The following is a 17,062-nucleotide window of genomic DNA, read 5'->3' on the forward strand; positions in this document are numbered from 1 at the left end:
TCATGCTCGGCATCGCGCTCGCGGTCTATGCGGGCTGGCGTTATGTGACCGCTTGGGCACCGTCGCGCGCTGAATATCCGGTTCAAGGCATTGTGGTCACCCAAAGCAATGGCCGTCCCAATTGGGCGGAGCTTGGCGCAACGGGTGTCGATTTTGCCTATATCACTGCGGTCGAAGGCGCGCACGCGCGCGACGCAGAATTTCAAGCCAATTTGGCAAGCGCGCAAGACGCCGGCATCCGTTTCGGCGCGCTCCACCATTTTGACATTTGCCGTCTGGCATCTGACCAAGCGACGATGTTCATTACCAGCGTTCCGCGCAACGAAAGGGCGCTGCCCCCTGCGGTCCAGCTTGATTTTTCCGATACGTGCCAAGGGCGTCCGAACCGCGCGCTGATATTGTCCGAACTCGCGACATTCCTGAACCAGATAGAGGCGCATAGCGGCACACCCGCAATCCTGCTACTCACCCGTGAGTTTGAGAAGGAGTATCAAGTGAGCAAGTCGATTGATCGAACTGTTTGGCTGGAGGGCAATTGGTTGACCCCCGATTATTCTGCGCGGCCATGGGTTATGTGGACGGCCAATTTGCATCGCCGCATTGACGGCGTTGACGGCCCTGTGCGCTGGGTTGTGGTGCGCAAATGACCGACAGCACCCAAAAGCTTGTTCAGCTTGCCATTGATGCAGCCCAAACCGCTTATGCGCCTTATTCAAACTTTCATGTCGGCACGGCCTTGCTGCTTGATACAGGCGAAATCATCACGGGCAGCAATTTTGAAAACGCCAGCTATGGCATGACCTTGTGCGCCGAAACGGTCGCGATCGCCAAAGCCAATAGTGACGGCAAATTGCGCGCCATTCGCGAAATCGCGGTGGCCGGTGGCTTGGCAGGGCATGTGGGTAAAGCAGCTGACCCCATTACCCCGTGCGGCCGATGCCGCCAGATTATCAAGGAAGTGGCGGACCTGACGGACACCGACATTCCGGTGCATTGTGCGCACGCAACGGGATATGAAACATTCCGGCTATCGGAATTGCTGCCGCATGGCTTTGGCCCCGCAAATTTGAAATAAAGCCGAACGCGCGTCTTGCGCACGATAATTTCTACGCCGCCACTTGCGCTCACACCGTAAATTGGCAAAAGCGATCCCATAACAGGGAGTGATTATGTCCATATTGTCCGACATCTGGATCCGCGAGCAAGCCCATGCGACCGGCATGATTGAACCGTTTGTCGAAGCACAACGCCGCGATGGCTGCATCAGCTATGGCCTGTCCTCTTATGGCTATGACGCCCGCGTGGCCGATGAGTTCAAGATTTTCACCAATGTCGACAGCTCCATCGTCGATCCCAAGGAATTCGATCCCAAAAGCTTTGTCGACCGCAAGACCGACGTGTGCATCATCCCGCCGAACAGTTTTGCGTTGGCACGGACCGTCGAATATTTCCGCATACCCCGCGACGTGTTGGTCATCTGCCTCGGCAAATCGACCTATGCCCGCTGCGGCATCATCGTGAATGTGACCCCGCTGGAGCCAGGTTGGGAAGGGCATGTTACGCTTGAGTTCAGCAATACAACCCCGCTGCCTGCCAAGATTTACGCCAATGAAGGTGCGTGCCAGTTCCTGTTCCTAAAGGGCGAACAGCCGTGCGAGACGAGCTATGCCGACCGTGCCGGTAAATATATGGGCCAACGCGGCGTGACTTTGCCCAAGCTTTAAACCTGCCTAAATCCAAGGTTATGGCTCGTATGGGCCCGTCGCGCATTACCGTTGCGACACGGTTTTCGTTGCCCCTCGGCTAAACGTTGTTAGCAACTATCCCGCAGCTGGTGCCGACTAAAACCATCTCTCCCTTTTGACATTACCGCCCGCGCAGCCCATCAGGTTGGGCAACAGAATCACCGGAGAAAGCAGAATGTCAGACGCACGCGAGTTCGATATCATTGTCTATGGCGCCACCGGATATACCGGACGGCTGGTTGCGGAATATCTGAAATCCAAAACGGGTCTCAAATGGGCAATGGCTGGACGCAGTGCGGATAAGCTGGCGGACGTGCGCGACCTCATTGGCGCAGCCGCTGACACGCCGTTGATCGTTGCGGACGCGTCTGATCCCGCTTCGCTGGATTCTATGGTGAAGCGCACCAAAGTCGTGTTGACCACCGTTGGACCTTATCAGTTGTATGGCAATGAACTGGTCGAAGCCTGCGTTGCCAATGGCACCGACTATACCGATTTATGTGGAGAGCCCGCATGGATGCGCCAAAAAATCGACCAGCATGATGAAGCTGCAAAAGCGTCGGGCGCGCGCATTGTCTTTTCCGCAGGGTTCGATTCCATCCCCTTCGATCTTGGCGTGTTGATGCTGCAAAAGCATTGCGTTGAAACCTTTGGCGCACCTGCGCCACGCGTAAAGGGCCGCGTCCGCGCGATGAAGGGCACATTCTCTGGCGGTACAGCGGCCAGCATGAAGGCAACGATGGCTGCGGCTTCAAAAGACCCTGCAGTGATCGGATATCTCACAAACCCGTTCAGTCTTGCGGGCGGATTTCAAGGTCCGGCGCAGCCAGCCGGCAACAAGCCAGAATATGACGAAAGCCTTGGCAGTTGGGCCACAAGCTTCGTCATGGCGCCGATCAACACCAAAAATGTACACCGCACCAACGCATTGCTTGGTCAGGCCTTTGGCGCGGATTTTGTCTATGACGAAATGATGCTGACCGGTCCCGGCGAACAGGGCGAGGCGATGGCCAAGCATGTCGCGTCGACGCCGATGATGGGTGGGGACAATGACCCCAAGCCCGGCGAAGGCCCCAGCAAAGAAGAACGCGACACCGGCTTTTACGATGTGCTGTTCATCGCGGAATATCCCGATGGCCGGACCGCGAAGCTGAGCGTGAAGGGCGACCGTGACCCGGGCTATGGTTCAACCAGCAAGATGATCAGCGAAACGGCCATTGCCTTGAGCGAAAATCAGGGTGCAGGCGGTGTCACCACGCCGGGCGCGGCGCTGGGTGAAACGCTGGTTGACCGGTTGCAGAAATATGCCGGACTAAGCTTTGCCGTTGAGGGCTAAACACGCTTATCATGCGCCGGACGGGATAAGACAGGAATGATGATGAAAAAACTACCTTTATTGGCCAGTTTGCTTGCGCTGAGCATCGCTGCACCAGCCGCCGCGCATGATGGTCCAAGCCCCGAACGCCTGAAGGCCGATGTTGAGAAACTGGTGAGCTTCGGCACGCGGCATACATTGTCCTCTGCTACCGACCCAAAACGCGGCATTGGCGCAGCACGGCGCTGGGCACAAAGCGAGTTTGAGAAGATTTCCAAGGCCTGCAAAGGCTGCCTGACGACCGAGTTGCTTGAACGGAATATGTCCGGCCCTCGCATTCCCAATGGCGTGAACATTGTTGATGTCCTTGCGATCAAGCCCGGCAAAATGGGCTGGGACCATGTCATCATTATCGCTGGCCATATCGATAGCCGCGTGTCCGATGTCATGGACTTCACCAAAGACGCACCCGGCGCAAACGACGACGGATCAGGCAGCGCCCTCGTTATCGAAGCTGCACGATTGATGTCCAAGGAACCACAAAGCGATGCGACCATCGTGTTTGCGCTTCTGTCGGGCGAAGAGCAGGGTTTGATGGGTGGCCGGTTGCTTGCAGAAACCGCCAAAGAACGCGGCTGGAAAGTCAGCGCGATGCTCAACAATGACATCGTCGGCGGCACCCTTGGCACCGACGGGCGTATCGTCAAAAATGTCGTGCGGGTCTTTAGCGAAGGCATCCGCGCATCCGAAGATTTGTCCGGCCAAATGGCACGCCGCAACAGCGGCGGCGAAGACGACGGCCCAAGCCGTTCGTTGATGCGCTATGCCGACAATATTGGAGCGAAGGTATATCCCGATGTGACACTGGACGTATTCGGCGTCCGCCGCCCCGACCGCTTTGCGCGCGGCGGCGATCACCTGCCCTCGCTGGATCTCGGTTTCCCTGCAATCCGCTTCACCGTTGGCGTCGAAAATTATCACCATCAGCATCAGGATGTGCGTACCGAAAACGGCATCGAATATGGCGACACCGTCGACAAGATGGACTTCGACTATCTGGCCAAGGTCACAATGCTGAACGTCGTTACCGCCAATGCGCTTTCGATCGCACCGCCTGCGCCCGCTTCGGCGACTTTAGGCGGTGCAGTAACCTCTAACACGACGGTCAAATGGGATGCAGCGCCCGGTGCGCAGCGGTATCGCATTTACCAACGCCGCGCAGACGCGCAGGATTGGGTTTTCGTCCGCGACGTAGAAGGCACCGAGGCTGTACTTGAAGGCTTGATTGTGGACGATCATTTCGTCGGCGTCAGCTCGGTCAGCGCATCCGGCGGCGAAAGCATCATCACCTTTGCCGGATTGCCACCCCGCCGCTGAGCCCATCTGCAAAACAAAAGGGCGCGACCTTTACGATCACGCCCTTTTATTGCGCTGGCGCAATATGCTTGAGGCTCAGGCCACGAGCGGCTCTTCCATATCGTCGAGATCGCGCAGCACATAGCCACGGCCCCAAACGGTTTCGATGTAATTTTCACCGCCACATGCGAGCGCAAGTTTCTTGCGCAGCTTGCAGATGAAAACGTCGATAATCTTGAGTTCGGGTTCGTCCATGCCGCCATACAGGTGGTTCAGGAACATTTCCTTGGTCAGCGTGGTGCCCTTGCGCAACGAAAGCAGCTCAAGCATCGCATATTCTTTGCCAGTCAGGTGCACACGGCTGCCGTCGACTTCGACGGTCTTGGCATCAAGGTTCACCGCAAGCTTGCCCGTACGAATAACCGACTGCGAATGGCCCTTTGACCGGCGCACGACGGCGTGAATACGCGCGACAAGTTCGTCGCGATGGAATGGCTTGGTCACATAATCATCGGCACCAAAGCCGAACGAGCGAACCTTTGAATCCATTTCGCTGATGCCCGAAAGGATCAGCACAGGTGTCTGCACCTTGGCCACGCGCAGCTTTTTCAGAACGTCATAACCGTGCATATCGGGCAGGTTCAGGTCGAGCAATATGATGTCATAATCATACAGCTTACCCAGATCGAGACCCTCTTCACCCAAATCAGTGGTGTAGACATTGAACCCTTCGGTCGCGAGCATCATCTCGATGGCCTTGGCCGTAGTTGGTTCGTCTTCAATCAAAAGCACACGCATTGGGCAAACCCCTCTTTGAAACCCTTGCACCCTCAAAGCAGCACCCGCGAACCGGGTGATGCGACGGACTTTATTAACCATAAGAAAAATGAACTGAAAAGGTTAATTTGGCGTTAATGCTGGGGTTTCGGGCTATCTGTCGAATTTTAGTTCACAAATAATGACGTTTTCTGCGGGTTTGAGGGCCCTGTGACGAGCCAAAAATAATTTGTGAAATTTTGCCCAAATTGCCCTCCGGATTTCCAAATGTGCAAAATCATGGACAACAGGAGGTTAATTTTGCGGTGACGTTGTACAACTTATGCCGATTAAGCGACACTTGAACCCCCCCGCATCGCCATTATCTCTGACATATTCCGGCGGTTCATTTCCCCGCCGATGCGGGTATTTTGCATGACGGACACAAGCCTATCCAACGGCCTCCATATCGAGGCACGCCCTTTTGCGTCGCTGGGCAAGCGCGACCATGGCTGGCTGAAGCCCAATTTTCACTTCAGCTTTTCGGATTATTACGACCCTGCTCGGATGAACTGGGGCGCCATTCGCGTGTGGAACGATGACGAGATCGCCGCGCAATCCGGTTTTGCGCCGCATGCGCATGACAATATGGAAATCATCACTTACGTCCGCGAAGGCGCGATTACGCATAAGGACAGCATGGGCAATGTCGGCCGGACCGAGGCGGGCGACGTGCAAGTCATGTCTGCCGGAACGGGCGTTACGCACAGCGAATATAATCTGGAGGACGGCCTGTGCCGCCTGTTCCAGATTTGGGTCCTGCCCCGCAACCGCAATGTCCCGCCTGCGTGGGACCAGAGGCAATTTCCCAAAGGTGACCGTTCGGGCGCATTCAACGTGCTGGCCAGCGGCTATGGCGAAGACGGCGCGCTGGCCATTAACGCCGACGCCCGCGTGCTTGGCGCGACCGTCAGTGCGGGGGCGACGGCGGAATATACATTGGCCGCAGGCAACCATGCCTATCTGGTTCCGGCAACGGGCCGCATCCGCATCGCCGGTGTTGAATATGGTGCACGCGACGGTATCGCGATCAAAGGCGCTGGTGTGCTGCACATTGAAGCCATTGAGGATGCCGAACTGGTGATGGTCGACAGCGCATAGCCTGACGCGCTATGGGCGGGTCATGGCCTTTGACCTTCCCGAAGACTTGCTTGAAGAAACCTTCCTGGCCTCCACCGGTCCGGGTGGGCAGAATGTCAACAAAGTTGCAACCGCGTGCCAGTTGCGGGTCGATGTTTTTGCGCTGGGCCTTCAACCTTATGCATTCCGGCAGTTGAAGATACTGGCGGGCAGCAAGATGACGATGAACGGTGAGTTGATCGTCACCGCCCGCAGCCACCGAACACGCGAAGCCAACCGCGCCGATGCCCGCGCCCGCGTGATCGAACTCATCGACCGCGCGCACATACGGCAGGCACGCCGCGTCGCCACCAAACCCAGCAAGGCCGCAAAGGCACGGCGCGTGGATGCCAAAAAGGGCCGGTCAACGGTCAAGAAAAACCGTGGCAAGGTCAGCTTCGACTGATAGGAAGCATATATGTACGCATTTTCCATTGATACGAACGCCCCGAAATCGGACATGTACCGCGAACTGGTTAAGTCCGCCGACGCATTGACTAGCGGAGAGACGGACGGCGTTGCCAATATGTCGAATATCGCCGCGCTATTGTGGGAATTCCTGCCCGATGTGAATTGGACCGGCTTTTACCGCGTGGTGGACGGAGAGCTCGTTCTTGGCCCGTTTCAGGGCAAGGCAGCCTGTATCCGCATTCCCTTTGGCCGCGGCGTATGCGGCGCTGCGGCGCAAACGGGCGAGACGCAATTGGTCGAAGATGTGCACGCCTTTCCCGGGCATATCGCCTGCGACGCCAACAGCGCATCCGAACTTGTTGTGCCCGTGATGCGCGATGGCCAAGTGATCGCGGTGGTTGACCTGGATAGCCCGTCGCTTGGTCGGTTCGACCATGATGACGCGCTGGGCATAGAATCGCTCGTCGCTGTTATCGCGGACCGCATTTAAGCATTGGGTATTTCATTTACGTCCGGCTCAATGGTCAGACGCACCCTTCGGCGCAGGCTTAGCCTTCCGCGTCCGGATCAAACAATTCCCAACCATCCGGGCCAAGGCGTTCCAATGGCCGGTAGCGCGTTTTATACTGCATCCGTGCGGCGCCGTTTACCCAATAGCCCAGATACACATAAGGCAGGCCAGCCGCCTTTGCGCGTAGGATGTGGTCCATGATGATGAAATTGCCAAGGCCGCCGCGATCTTCAATGTCGGGATTGTAAAAGCTGTAGATCATCGACACGCCGTCGCTTTGCTGATCAGTCAGGCACGCGCCCACCAATTCGCCCAGCCGACCAAAAGTTGTGGGTGTGCGATATTCCACCACATGGCTTTGAACCGGCGATTGTTCGACCATGTCGGCATAATCCATATCATCCATATTCGCCATGCCGCCTTCGGGATGACGGGTTGTCAGATAGCGGCGGAGCAGATCATATTGTTCGGATGTCGACCACGGGCGGCAGGCGCTGACCACCAGATCGGCATTGCGCCGCAATATTTTGCGCTGCGTGGCGTTGGGCTGGAATTCATCGGTGCGGACGCGAACCGACACACAGGCCTTACAATCGAGGCAGCTTGGCCGGTAGGCAACATTCTGGCTGCGGCGAAATCCGATGCGGCCCAACGCTTCGTTCAGTTCGTCCGCGTGGTTGCCGTTCAGCTCGGTAAAAACCTTGCGCTCGGTCTTGCCGGGCAAATATGGACAAGGCCCCGGGGTGGTCACAAAAAACCGGGGAAAACGGACTGGTGCGCTCATATTCTCTCCGCTCTTGTGCTGGGACGGTTAAGACGTTCTTTACCTTTTATGCACAGGTCCCCAGCCGCTGAAAAGCGCATTTACCATGATTCTTTCGTTCCGGACTATTTGTTGAGCTCAACCCGCTCGACCTTGTAACCGGCGGCGTTCAGGCCATCGACAAGACCTTGCAATTGCTCCGCATCGCGCGCTTCGCATTCAATGTCGGTAATCAGGCCCTTGGCGGGCAGCGTCGTAAAGATACGCTGGTGATAAATTTCGATGATGTTGACGTTATGTTCGTTGAACAAACGCATGACTTTGAACAACGCGCCTGGGCGGTCCTGAAGCGTCAGGCGCAAGCGCGCAAGGCGTCCGGACCGCGCAAGGTCACGTAACAGGACGTTCGCCAGCAGACGCGTGTCGATATTACCACCACACAGGACAATCCCGACATTCTTACCCTTGAAGATCTCCGGATGGGCCATGACGGCCGCAAGACCCGCCGCGCCAGCGCCTTCGACCACGGTTTTTTCAATCTGCAGCAGCAAGCTGACGGCGGTTTCAAGATCCGCCTCGCTGACCAAGACGATTTCGTCGACCAGGCCGCGAATGACTTCGCTGGTGAACGATCCGGGGACTTTCACCGCTATGCCTTCCGCCAGCGTGTCACCTTCGCATGGCATCTGCATATCATTGAGCAGCGCGTACATCGACGGATATAGCTCCGCCTGAACGCCAATCAGGCCGATGTCTGGTTTAAGTGCGCGCGCCGCAGTGCCCATGCCCGAAAGCAAGCCGCCACCGCCAATGGGCACGACAAGCATATCCAGAGACGGGACGCTCTCCAGCATTTCCAGCGCAACGGTGCCCTGCCCTGCGGCGACATTAGGGTCATCGAACGGATGGACGAATGTCAGGCCCTGTTCCGCCTCAAGCAAGCGCGCATGTTTGTAGGCATCATCAAAAGTCTCGCCATGCAGCACAACTTTGCCGCCAACGCTTTCGGTCTGCATGACCTTCACCGTCGGGGTCGGTACGGGCATGACAATGGTCACCGGAATGCCGAGACGCGTGCCATGATAGCTCAAACCTTGCGCATGGTTCCCGGCCGACGCCGCGATCACGCCCTTGCTGCGCTGTTCTTCGGTGAGCAGCAGGATCGCATTCAGCGCGCCGCGTTCCTTGTAGGCTGCTGTGAACTGATGGTTTTCGAACTTCAGATAAATATTTGCACCGGTCAGCTTGGACAAAGTCTGGCTGTGCAGCGTTTGCGTCGCCACGATGGAGTCACGGATCCGGGCATGGGCGGCGCGGACATGTTCAAGGGTCAGTTGGTCAGACATAGAAAGCGCCCCTAACGCATCTGGCGTTAAGTGAAAACAAACATTAAGACCTACCTATGACTAGAATAGCTTTTATCGGACTGGGCGTCATGGGCGGCCCAATGGCGCGGCATCTTAAACAGGCAGGGCATGAGCTGACGGTGTACAACCGTTCGCGGGCCAAGGCCGAAAACTGGGTTGCGACCTATGGCGGAACGCTGGCGCTGTCGCCCGCGGATGCCGCCAAGGACGCAGAGGTCGTCATCAGCTGCGTTGGCACCGACGATGACTTGGCGGGCGTCACGCTTGGCCGCGATGGTGCATTTGCGGCGATGGCGAAGGGCAGCCTGTACATTGACCATACGACCGTCTCCGCACGGATAGCCCGGCAACTTGGCGTAGAGGCCAAGTCACGCGGTCTGTTGGTTGTCGATGCGCCCGTGACCGGCGGACAGGCCGGCGCCGAAAATGGCACGTTGTCGATCATGTGCGGCGGCAGCGAAGCGGCGGTTGAGGCCGCGCGGCCGATCATGGCGCCTTATGCCAAGCGCGTTGTCCATGTTGGCGGCCCCGGCACCGGACAGATCACCAAAATGTGCAACCAAATCGCCTTTGCGGGCATTATCCAGTCGCTGTCCGAAGCGATGCGTTTCGCGCAATCGGCGGAGCTGGACGTTGAAAAAGTCTATGAAGCCATATCGGGCGGCGCAGCGCAAAGCTGGCAAATGGACAATCGCTGGGCCACGATGGCCGAGGACAAGTTCGATTTTGGCTTTGCCGTTGACTGGATGCGCAAGGACTTGGGCCTCGCGTTCGAAGAGGCCCGCGCCGTTGGCGCGACCTTGCCAATTACCGCGATCATCGATCAATTTTACGCCGATGTGCAACATATGGGCGGCGGCCGGCTTGACACCAGTGCGATTGTGAAAAGGCTGCCCAAGGGATGAAGCGGTTTTTTGCGTTCGCCTTACTCGCGCTTGCCGCACCCGCCTTTGCCGACGGACTGGTCGAGAATGTCAACGGCATCACGCTTGATCAGGACGGCAAGGTCATCCGGTTCAACGCGATGCTGGTGGGCACGGACGGCAAAGTCACCGAACTGCTGACCAAGAAAGACAGACTTCCCAAGCAACTCGATTTCCGCCTCGATGGGCGCGGCGCAACCTTGTTGCCGGGCCTGATTGATGCGCACGGCCATGTCATGGGCCTTGGCTTTCAATTGCTGACGCTGGATTTGTCCGGAACCAATAGCCTTGCCGAAGCGCAAGCCGCGATAAAGGCCTATGCCGCAAAATATCCCGAACGCCGCTGGATTATCGGTCGGGGTTGGAATCAGGAAAAATGGGGCCTTGGCCGTTTCCCAACCGCGCAAGATTTAGACGCAGCCGTTGGCGATCGGCCTGTATGGCTGGAGCGCGTCGACGGGCACGCCGGATGGGCCAACAGCAAAGCGATGGAAATTGCAGGCGTCACCGCTGCATCCAAATCACCGCCGGGCGGGCGTATCGAGCTGGCTGGCGGAAAACCCAGCGGTATCTTTGTTGACTCCGCCGCCGATCTGGTGGGCAAATTCGTGCCCGCACCCAAACCGTCGGAACGCGATGTCGCCTTGGGCGAGGCACAAAAGAAACTGCACAGTCTGGGCATCACATCGATTGCCGACATGGGCACGTCGATCGACGATTGGCAAAGCTATCGCCGTGCAGGCGATGCGGGATGGCTGACCGTCCGGATATTTGCCTATGCCGGTGGCATCGACAATATGGTCGCCATTGCGGGCCCTCCGCCAAGCCCTTGGTTGTACAACGACAAATTGCGGCTGGGCGGTGTGAAGCTGTATCTTGATGGCGCCTTGGGCAGCCGGGGTGCGTGGCTGAAGAAACCTTATTCTGACGCGCCTGGGCAGACTGGCCTTCAGTTTCTGGCCAGCGCCGAAATCCGCAACCTGATGGTGCGGGCATCGATGGACGGGTTTCAGACGGCAGTGCACGCGATTGGCGATGCGGCGAATGCCGAAGTTATCGGCGCGATCGAAGAACTGTCCGGAACATATACAGGCGATATGCGCTGGCGGATTGAACATGTGCAAATTGTCGACCCCGCTGACCTGCAAAAGCTTGGCAAACATGGCATCATTTCGTCGATGCAGCCGGTGCACCAAACATCCGACCGGCAGATGGCCGAGGCGCGGCTTGGCCAAGAGCGTTTGAAAGGCGCTTATGCGTGGCAGTCCATCGCGCGCGCTGGCGGCAAGCTGGCGTTCGGTTCGGACGTACCCGTTGAGTCCGCCGATCCCTTCGCCGGATTGGCAGCGGCCATGACGCGCGAAGATTCGGCTGGCCAACCCTTTGGCGGCTGGCGCCCCGAAGAGCGCGTTTCGCGCGAACAGGCGCTTGCTGGCTTTACCACCGGCGCTGCTTACGCGGCCTTTGCCGAAGGCAAATTTGGTTCGTTAACCCCGGGGCATTATGCCGACTTCATATTGATTGATGTCGACCCATTGCTTGCAAGCCCGCGCGAACTGCGTAATGCCATAGTGAAAGAAACATGGGTCGGCGGTCGGCCCGTATATAAAAATGCTGCAGCACATGCTGCGGACCAAAACAACAATGGAGAGACAAGATAATGCGCGCATGGACCTTAGCTAGCCGCCCTGCCGGGCTTCCAAATGACAGCAATTTTGCGATGCTCGAAGCACCCGATGCACCATTGGGCGCGAACGAGTTCCGCGTTGCGAACAGCTGGTTGTCCGTTGACCCCTATATGCGCGGCCGCATGAACGATGCGAAAAGCTATGCCGATCCCTTCATGCTTGGCGAACCCATGACCGGTGGCGCAGTCGGCACGGTAACCGAAAGCAACAATGCCGATTTTCCGGTGGGCGCGAAGGTTCTCCATATGGCTGGCTGGCGCGACAGCGCGGTATTCGGCGGCGACAAGACGCCACCTGCGGGCATGCCGCCGGTTAAACTGCCCGATCTCGGCGTTCCCGATCAACATTGGCTCAGCATCATCGGCATGCCCGGCGGCACCGCATGGTTCGGCTTGCTCAAGGTTGCCGAGGCAAAGGCCGGCGAAGTTGTTTTCGTATCTGCCGCTGCGGGTGCTGTTGGCTCGACCGTCACGCAAATTGCGAAGGCCAAGGGCATGAAAGTCATCGGTTCAGCCGGTGGCGCAGAAAAATGCGCTTGGGTCAAAGAACTCGGCGCCGATGCCGTTATCGACTATAAATCCGGCAAGGTGCTGCCGCAGTTGATGGCCGCGCTGAAAGACATGGGCGAAAGCGGCATTGATGTCTATTTTGACAATGTCGGCGGCGAACATTTTGATGCGGCGCTTGCCACATCCAAAGAATGGGCGCGCTTTGCGATTTGCGGCATGATTGACGTGTATAACGACTTCAAAGCCCAGCCGATGCAATATCTTCCGATGATCATCGGCAAGCGCATCATGATTAAGGGCTTCCTCTACCCTGACTTCTACGCACAGGTTCCGGAATTCAACGCCGATATGGCGGGCCTGATCCAGTCTGGCGCGGTCAAGGGCCGTGAAACAGTGAAAGACGGGCTGGAGAAAACACCAGAAGCCTTTATCGGCCTGTTCAGTGGCGAAAACACCGGCAAGATGCTTGTAAAACTATAAGCAAATTGCTGCGCAGCATTGCTTGCTATGTTACGGAAAAGTCTGTTCAAACTGAACATTCTTTCCGTAACGTCAAAAATGTCAATGTTGCAATATTGACGCACTGAATGAATTTCAGGAGAACCGCGGTAAACGCCGATGACATTGCCATTTCCTTTCGTTAGATTGTGACAAAATGATTTCAACACAGGAGAGAAGCATATGTTACGACGTGACAAATCCCTCAGCCATGCATTGAGACTATCGGCCGCGTGCCTTGCGCTTTCGGTGCCAAGCCTTGCATTTGCGCAGGAGGCCCCTCAGGCCGACGACACTGCGGACGAAGAAATCGTTGTAACCGCGCAGGGCCGCAGCCAGCTATTGTCTGACGTGCCAGTGGCCATTTCCGCAGTTAATGCCGAAACCCTCCAAAATAGCGGCGCGAACGATATTCGTCAGCTGAACCAGGTTGCACCATCGTTGCTCGTGTCTTCGACGGGTTCGGAAGCCAATGGTTCGGCCCGTATTCGCGGCATCGGTACGGTCGGTGACAATCCCGGCCTTGAAAGCTCGGTCCCTGTTTTCATCGACGGCGTATACCGTTCGCGTTCGGGCATTGGTCTGAACGAACTCGGCGAAATCGACCGGGTTGAAGTGCAGCGTGGGCCGCAAGGCACATTGGGCGGACGTAACTCGTCGGCGGGCCTCATCAGCATCTATTCCAAAAAGCCAAGCTTCACCTTTGGTGTCAACGGCGAGCTGACCTACGGCAATTATGACTTCATGCGCGCTGCAACCAGCATCACGGGCCCAATTTCGGATCAGGTCGCGTTCCGCGTTGATGGCGTTTATGTAAAACGTGACGGTTTCTACCGCGACGACCAAAATGGCCACGACGTCAACAATCGTAACCGCTACTTCCTGCGTGGCCAGTTGTTGTTTCAACCAACCGATGCGCTGTCGGTGCGTCTGATTGCAGACTATACCTCGCGTAACGAAGAATGCTGCGCAGCAACCTATGTCGACGGCTCCGTCAATCCATTCATTGGTGACCTGAACAACCCAAGCACGACCGGCGTGGCGTCAACAGCGACATCCAACAACATCATCAACGTATTGCGTGACCTTGGCCAGCCATTGGCTGCGTTCAACCAAGGCTATGGCCGTAACATCTCGGTCAGCGCGAACCGCGTCTTTACCGGCGAAACCAAGGATTATGGTTTCTCCGGCCAAATCGATTATGATTTCGGCGGCGCAACTTTGACATCGATTACGGCCTATCGCCAATATCGTTCCGGTCAGGCATCCGACACCGATTATGGTGAGGTCGACATTCTGTACCGCGCGCCAAGCGACGATGCTTATCGTCAGTTCCACACCTTTACGCAGGAACTGCGCCTGCAAGGTGAAGCGTTCGGCGGAAAGCTGGATTGGCTCGTCGGCGGATTTTTCTCCAATGAAAAGCTGACCGTCCGGGACAATCTGCGTTTCGGCAACCAATATGGCCGCTTTGCAACATGCCGCATCATTTCGGGTGGCGGTTTGGCTGGGCTATATTCGCCCACCAGCCCGTCATGCGTCATCCCTGGCGTCGGCACCGCAACCATCGGTGGCGCATCGGGTCCATCCGCTCCGGATATTCTGGCGGCGTTCACGGCGCTCGATAACCTGAATGATCTCGGCACCACCAACGATCGTTATTTCCAGAACGGCACGAACTTCGCGGCGTTCACGCATAACATCCTGCACATCACAGATGCGCTCGATCTGACGCTTGGCCTTCGCTACACCAGCGACAAGAAGAAGTTTGACGCCACCTTCGGTAACGACAACACCGTTTGTACGGCGGTCCAAGGCCTTGTGACCGACGACTTGGTGAACCCGCAGACAACGGCAACGGCGCGTGCACTTGCGGGTTCGTTGATTGGCCTGTCTTGTCAGGGCAACTCGACAGCCGAATTGAACGGCGTGTCTATCAACGACAAGCGCAGCGAAGACGAATTCACCGGCACGGCAATCCTGTCGTGGAAAGCAACCGACGATCTGTTGCTCTACAGCAGCTTTGCGCGTGGTTATAAGGCGGGTGGTTTCAACCTTGACCGTTCCGCGCTGAAGTCACCAATCGGCACATTTGCAGCATCCGGCGGCGCGCAGGCGTTGACGGGCAGATTGCAATTCGACCCCGAACTGGTGGACAGCTATGAAATCGGCGCAAAATTCTCAAATGGCCCACTCGGCCTGAGCGTTTCTGCGTTCCGTTCGGACTTCAGCAATTTCCAGCTGAATACGTTCAATGGCACCGTTTTCCTTGTGCAGTCGATTAACGGTTGTAGCGCGGATTTGGGCGGTGCTGACCGTGACCAAAGCTTGTCATCAGCAGGATCCAACTTCAACGCAGCAGCGGCAACAACCGGAGCCTGTGCGGCAAGCGACGTGGGCTATGGCGTGCGCGCAGAAGGTGTCGAGCTGGAAGCATCCTTGGTGCCAGCACGCAACTTCCGCGTGGCGGCAGGTCTGACATATGCAAACACCAGCTATCGTGAAAATCTGGTCGGCAGCAAAACCGGTGCACCACTTGACCCCGCATTGCGCAAATTGCCAGGTGACAATCTGTCCAACGCACCGGAGCTGGTTGCCACGTCAAGCGTCACATGGACGCCGGATATCGGCAGCAATGGCATGAGCGGCCTTGTGTATATCGACGGCCGTATGACCAGCGATTACAACACCGGTTCCGACCTGTTCCCGCAGAAAGAGCAGAATAGTTTCGCCGTATTTAACGCGCGTGTCGGCCTTCGCGGTCCTGACGAAGCCTGGAGCATTGAGCTTTGGGGTCAGAACATCTTCAATCAGGATTATGCGCAGGTCGCGTTCAACTCGCCATTCCAAGCGGGTGCAACCTCGGCACCATTTGTGGATGGGCAATATCCCGGTGGTCGCCAGCTGATGTCGCACTTCCTTGCCGAGCCACGGACATATGGCATCACATTGCGCGGCAAGTTCTAAGAACGTCGCGAACCTAAACAAAAAAGGGCCTGCAGCGATGCGGGCCCTTTTTTGTTGGGTCGGTTGGAACCGGTCTCATGACGGGCGTTCTGGCACCATCGGGAACAGCGACCACGACCCTATTCGTCATCCTGAACTTGTTTCAGGATGACGAATGAACGTCGCATGTTATCCTGAAACAAGTTCAGGATGACGATTTAAAGGTATTTCGGAACCGAGGCCTGCTCGAAAGCTTAGTTAAGACGTCCCAAACCCAACGCCCAGGAAGCCGGGCATTGGACCGTTCCATCCGTCATCGCCCGCTGGCGCTGTGCTTGGCTTTTGCGCGGGTTCAGCTTCAACCATTGGCGCTGCCTTTTCACGGGCAGGCTTAGCCGCCGCTTTTTCGCGTGCTGGCTTTGGCTCCGCTGGTGCCGCCGCTTCTGCGGGTGCGGCCTTGGCTTTTGGCTCTGCTGGCTTACGGCCGCGCTTTGCGGGTGCGCGCTCTTCGGGTTCACCCGATGGCGCTTCGACCTTGCCAAGACGCTCGATCTTGGTGCCAATCAGCTTTTCGATGTTTTCAATGGCTTCTTCGTCAGCCTTGGTGACAAAGGTAAATGCCTTGCCCTTGGCACCCGCGCGGCCTGTGCGGCCAATGCGGTGGACATAATCATCGGGGTGCCATGGCGCGTCAAAATTGAACACATGGCTGACGCCCTTAACGTCGAGGCCACGCGCCGCCACGTCGGATGCCACGAGCAGATTGATGTCGCCGTTTTTGAACGCCTCCAATTGCTTCTGACGTGACGCCTGATCAATGTCGCCGTGAATTTCGCCCGAACGCATGCCGTGGCGCTGCAGGCTGGTGTTCAATTCGCGCACCGTGGTCTTGCGGTTGCAGAAGATAATCGCGTTGGACACATCTTCGGTGCGCAAAAGATCGCGCAACACATCGCGCTTTTTCATCGGCGATACATTCACCAAAAACTGCTCGATATTGACATTCGCGGTCGCGGGGCGCGCGACTTCGATATATTTCGGGTTCGACAGAAACTTGTCGGCCAGCTTCTTGATCGGCGGCGGCATCGTTGCCGA

General features: G+C 57.1%; 16 protein-coding genes. 12 read left to right on the top strand and 4 right to left on the bottom strand.

Translation table 11 applies throughout. The features are described from left to right. From ACIQ5B_RS05760 to ACIQ5B_RS05780, 5 genes are all read left to right on the top strand, one after another. Positions 1 to 647 (top strand): GH25 family lysozyme (locus ACIQ5B_RS05760; protein ID WP_397598191.1); only part of this gene is annotated, 647 nt, incomplete at its 5' end. Beyond that, entirely contained in the window at positions 644 to 1,075 is a 432-nt protein-coding gene (locus ACIQ5B_RS05765) for a cytidine deaminase (RefSeq protein ID WP_395629011.1), read from the top strand. The genes ACIQ5B_RS05760 and ACIQ5B_RS05765, both read left to right, overlap by 4 nt. A 94-nt stretch (positions 1,076 to 1,169) precedes the next feature. Next, entirely contained in the window at positions 1,170 to 1,724 is a 555-nt protein-coding gene (gene dcd, locus ACIQ5B_RS05770) for a dCTP deaminase (protein ID WP_324477873.1), read from the top strand. Between the two features lie 196 nt (positions 1,725 to 1,920). Beyond that, positions 1,921 to 3,081, top strand: a complete 1,161-nt coding sequence (locus tag ACIQ5B_RS05775; RefSeq protein WP_397598192.1) for a saccharopine dehydrogenase family protein — start codon at positions 1,921 to 1,923, stop codon at positions 3,079 to 3,081. Between the two features lie 42 nt (positions 3,082 to 3,123). Continuing rightward, positions 3,124 to 4,437 carry a M20/M25/M40 family metallo-hydrolase gene (locus ACIQ5B_RS05780; protein WP_397598200.1) on the top strand — a complete coding sequence of 438 codons (1,314 nt, stop codon included), beginning with the start codon at positions 3,124 to 3,126 and terminating at the stop codon, positions 4,435 to 4,437. A 75-nt stretch (positions 4,438 to 4,512) separates the two neighbouring features. Here the strand turns inward: ACIQ5B_RS05780 and ctrA are convergent, their stop codons facing one another. Next, on the bottom strand, positions 4,513 to 5,214 hold the full coding sequence (gene ctrA, locus ACIQ5B_RS05785; RefSeq protein WP_397598193.1) for a response regulator transcription factor CtrA: 702 nt from the start codon (positions 5,212 to 5,214) through the stop codon (positions 4,513 to 4,515). Positions 5,215 to 5,607: 393 nt separating this feature from the next. Here ctrA and ACIQ5B_RS05790 point away from each other — a divergent pair, with 393 nt between their 5' ends. Genes ACIQ5B_RS05790 through ACIQ5B_RS05800 form a run of 3 tightly spaced genes read left to right on the top strand, consistent with a single transcriptional unit; the run spans position 5,608 to position 7,252 of the window. Beyond that, positions 5,608 to 6,333, top strand: a complete 726-nt coding sequence (locus ACIQ5B_RS05790) for a pirin family protein (RefSeq protein WP_397598194.1) — start codon at positions 5,608 to 5,610, stop codon at positions 6,331 to 6,333. Between the two features lie 22 nt (positions 6,334 to 6,355). After that, complete coding sequence (arfB, locus tag ACIQ5B_RS05795; RefSeq protein ID WP_324477865.1) at positions 6,356 to 6,757, top strand: alternative ribosome rescue aminoacyl-tRNA hydrolase ArfB; 402 nt, start codon at positions 6,356 to 6,358, stop codon at positions 6,755 to 6,757. Between the two features lie 12 nt (positions 6,758 to 6,769). Beyond that, positions 6,770 to 7,252, top strand: coding sequence for a GAF domain-containing protein (locus tag ACIQ5B_RS05800; protein ID WP_397598195.1), 483 nt, complete (start codon positions 6,770 to 6,772; stop codon positions 7,250 to 7,252). 58 nt (positions 7,253 to 7,310) lie between these two features. On the opposite strand, the gene ACIQ5B_RS05805 is transcribed toward ACIQ5B_RS05800, so the two are convergent. Together ACIQ5B_RS05805 and ACIQ5B_RS05810 are read right to left on the bottom strand one after the other, a co-directional pair. Next, positions 7,311 to 8,057, bottom strand: coding sequence for an arginyltransferase (locus tag ACIQ5B_RS05805; RefSeq protein WP_333569246.1), 747 nt, complete (start codon positions 8,055 to 8,057; stop codon positions 7,311 to 7,313). A gap of 104 nt (positions 8,058 to 8,161) precedes the next feature. Continuing rightward, a complete protein-coding gene (locus ACIQ5B_RS05810; RefSeq protein WP_397598196.1) occupies positions 8,162 to 9,382 on the bottom strand; it encodes a threonine ammonia-lyase in 1,221 nt (406 codons plus the stop codon). Positions 9,383 to 9,438: 56 nt separating this feature from the next. Between ACIQ5B_RS05810 and ACIQ5B_RS05815 the strand changes: the two genes are divergently transcribed. The 4 genes from ACIQ5B_RS05815 (at position 9,439) to ACIQ5B_RS05830 (ending at position 15,988) form a co-directional block, all read left to right on the top strand. After that, positions 9,439 to 10,308, top strand: a complete 870-nt coding sequence (locus tag ACIQ5B_RS05815) for an NAD(P)-dependent oxidoreductase (RefSeq protein ID WP_183941759.1) — start codon at positions 9,439 to 9,441, stop codon at positions 10,306 to 10,308. Further along, a complete protein-coding gene (locus tag ACIQ5B_RS05820; protein ID WP_397598197.1) occupies positions 10,305 to 11,987 on the top strand; it encodes an amidohydrolase in 1,683 nt (560 codons plus the stop codon). Before ACIQ5B_RS05815 ends, ACIQ5B_RS05820 begins: the two co-directional genes overlap by 4 nt. Next, positions 11,987 to 13,003 (top strand): NADP-dependent oxidoreductase, encoded by a 1,017-nt coding sequence (locus ACIQ5B_RS05825; protein WP_397598198.1) that lies wholly within the window; start codon positions 11,987 to 11,989, stop codon positions 13,001 to 13,003. Before ACIQ5B_RS05820 ends, ACIQ5B_RS05825 begins: the two co-directional genes overlap by 1 nt. 201 nt (positions 13,004 to 13,204) lie before the next feature. Continuing rightward, the gene (locus tag ACIQ5B_RS05830) at positions 13,205 to 15,988 is read left to right on the top strand and encodes a TonB-dependent receptor (RefSeq protein WP_397575020.1); all 2,784 of its coding nucleotides are present in this window, start codon (positions 13,205 to 13,207) and stop codon (positions 15,986 to 15,988) included. A 237-nt stretch (positions 15,989 to 16,225) separates the two neighbouring features. On the opposite strand, the gene ACIQ5B_RS05835 is transcribed toward ACIQ5B_RS05830, so the two are convergent. Further along, positions 16,226 to 17,062, bottom strand: an 837-nt coding sequence (locus ACIQ5B_RS05835) for a helicase-related protein (RefSeq protein WP_397598199.1), incomplete at its 5' end; no start/stop codon positions are given.

Origin of the sequence: Sphingorhabdus sp. (genome assembly GCF_044374345.1) — a bacterium.
In the GTDB taxonomy this organism is placed as follows: Bacteria; Pseudomonadota; Alphaproteobacteria; order Sphingomonadales; family Sphingomonadaceae; genus Sphingorhabdus_B.

Bases quoted from the DNA above. Each gene is read 5' to 3' on its own strand.
- ACIQ5B_RS05820 (WP_397598197.1), top strand. From the start codon at position 10,305: ATGAAGCGGTTTTTTGCGTTCGCCTTACTCGCGCTTGCCGCACCCGCC.
- ACIQ5B_RS05790 (WP_397598194.1), top strand. From the start codon at position 5,608: ATGACGGACACAAGCCTATCCAACGGCCTCCATATCGAGGCACGCCCT.
- dcd (WP_324477873.1), top strand. From the start codon at position 1,170: ATGTCCATATTGTCCGACATCTGGATCCGCGAGCAAGCCCATGCGACC.
- ctrA (WP_397598193.1), bottom strand. From the start codon at position 5,214: ATGCGTGTGCTTTTGATTGAAGACGAACCAACTACGGCCAAGGCCATC.
- ACIQ5B_RS05765 (WP_395629011.1), top strand. From the start codon at position 644: ATGACCGACAGCACCCAAAAGCTTGTTCAGCTTGCCATTGATGCAGCC.
- ACIQ5B_RS05810 (WP_397598196.1), bottom strand. From the start codon at position 9,382: ATGTCTGACCAACTGACCCTTGAACATGTCCGCGCCGCCCATGCCCGG.
- arfB (WP_324477865.1), top strand. From the start codon at position 6,356: ATGGCCTTTGACCTTCCCGAAGACTTGCTTGAAGAAACCTTCCTGGCC.
- ACIQ5B_RS05780 (WP_397598200.1), top strand. From the start codon at position 3,124: ATGAAAAAACTACCTTTATTGGCCAGTTTGCTTGCGCTGAGCATCGCT.
- ACIQ5B_RS05830 (WP_397575020.1), top strand. From the start codon at position 13,205: ATGTTACGACGTGACAAATCCCTCAGCCATGCATTGAGACTATCGGCC.
- ACIQ5B_RS05815 (WP_183941759.1), top strand. From the start codon at position 9,439: ATGACTAGAATAGCTTTTATCGGACTGGGCGTCATGGGCGGCCCAATG.
- ACIQ5B_RS05825 (WP_397598198.1), top strand. From the start codon at position 11,987: ATGCGCGCATGGACCTTAGCTAGCCGCCCTGCCGGGCTTCCAAATGAC.
- ACIQ5B_RS05775 (WP_397598192.1), top strand. From the start codon at position 1,921: ATGTCAGACGCACGCGAGTTCGATATCATTGTCTATGGCGCCACCGGA.
- ACIQ5B_RS05800 (WP_397598195.1), top strand. From the start codon at position 6,770: ATGTACGCATTTTCCATTGATACGAACGCCCCGAAATCGGACATGTAC.
- ACIQ5B_RS05805 (WP_333569246.1), bottom strand. From the start codon at position 8,057: ATGAGCGCACCAGTCCGTTTTCCCCGGTTTTTTGTGACCACCCCGGGG.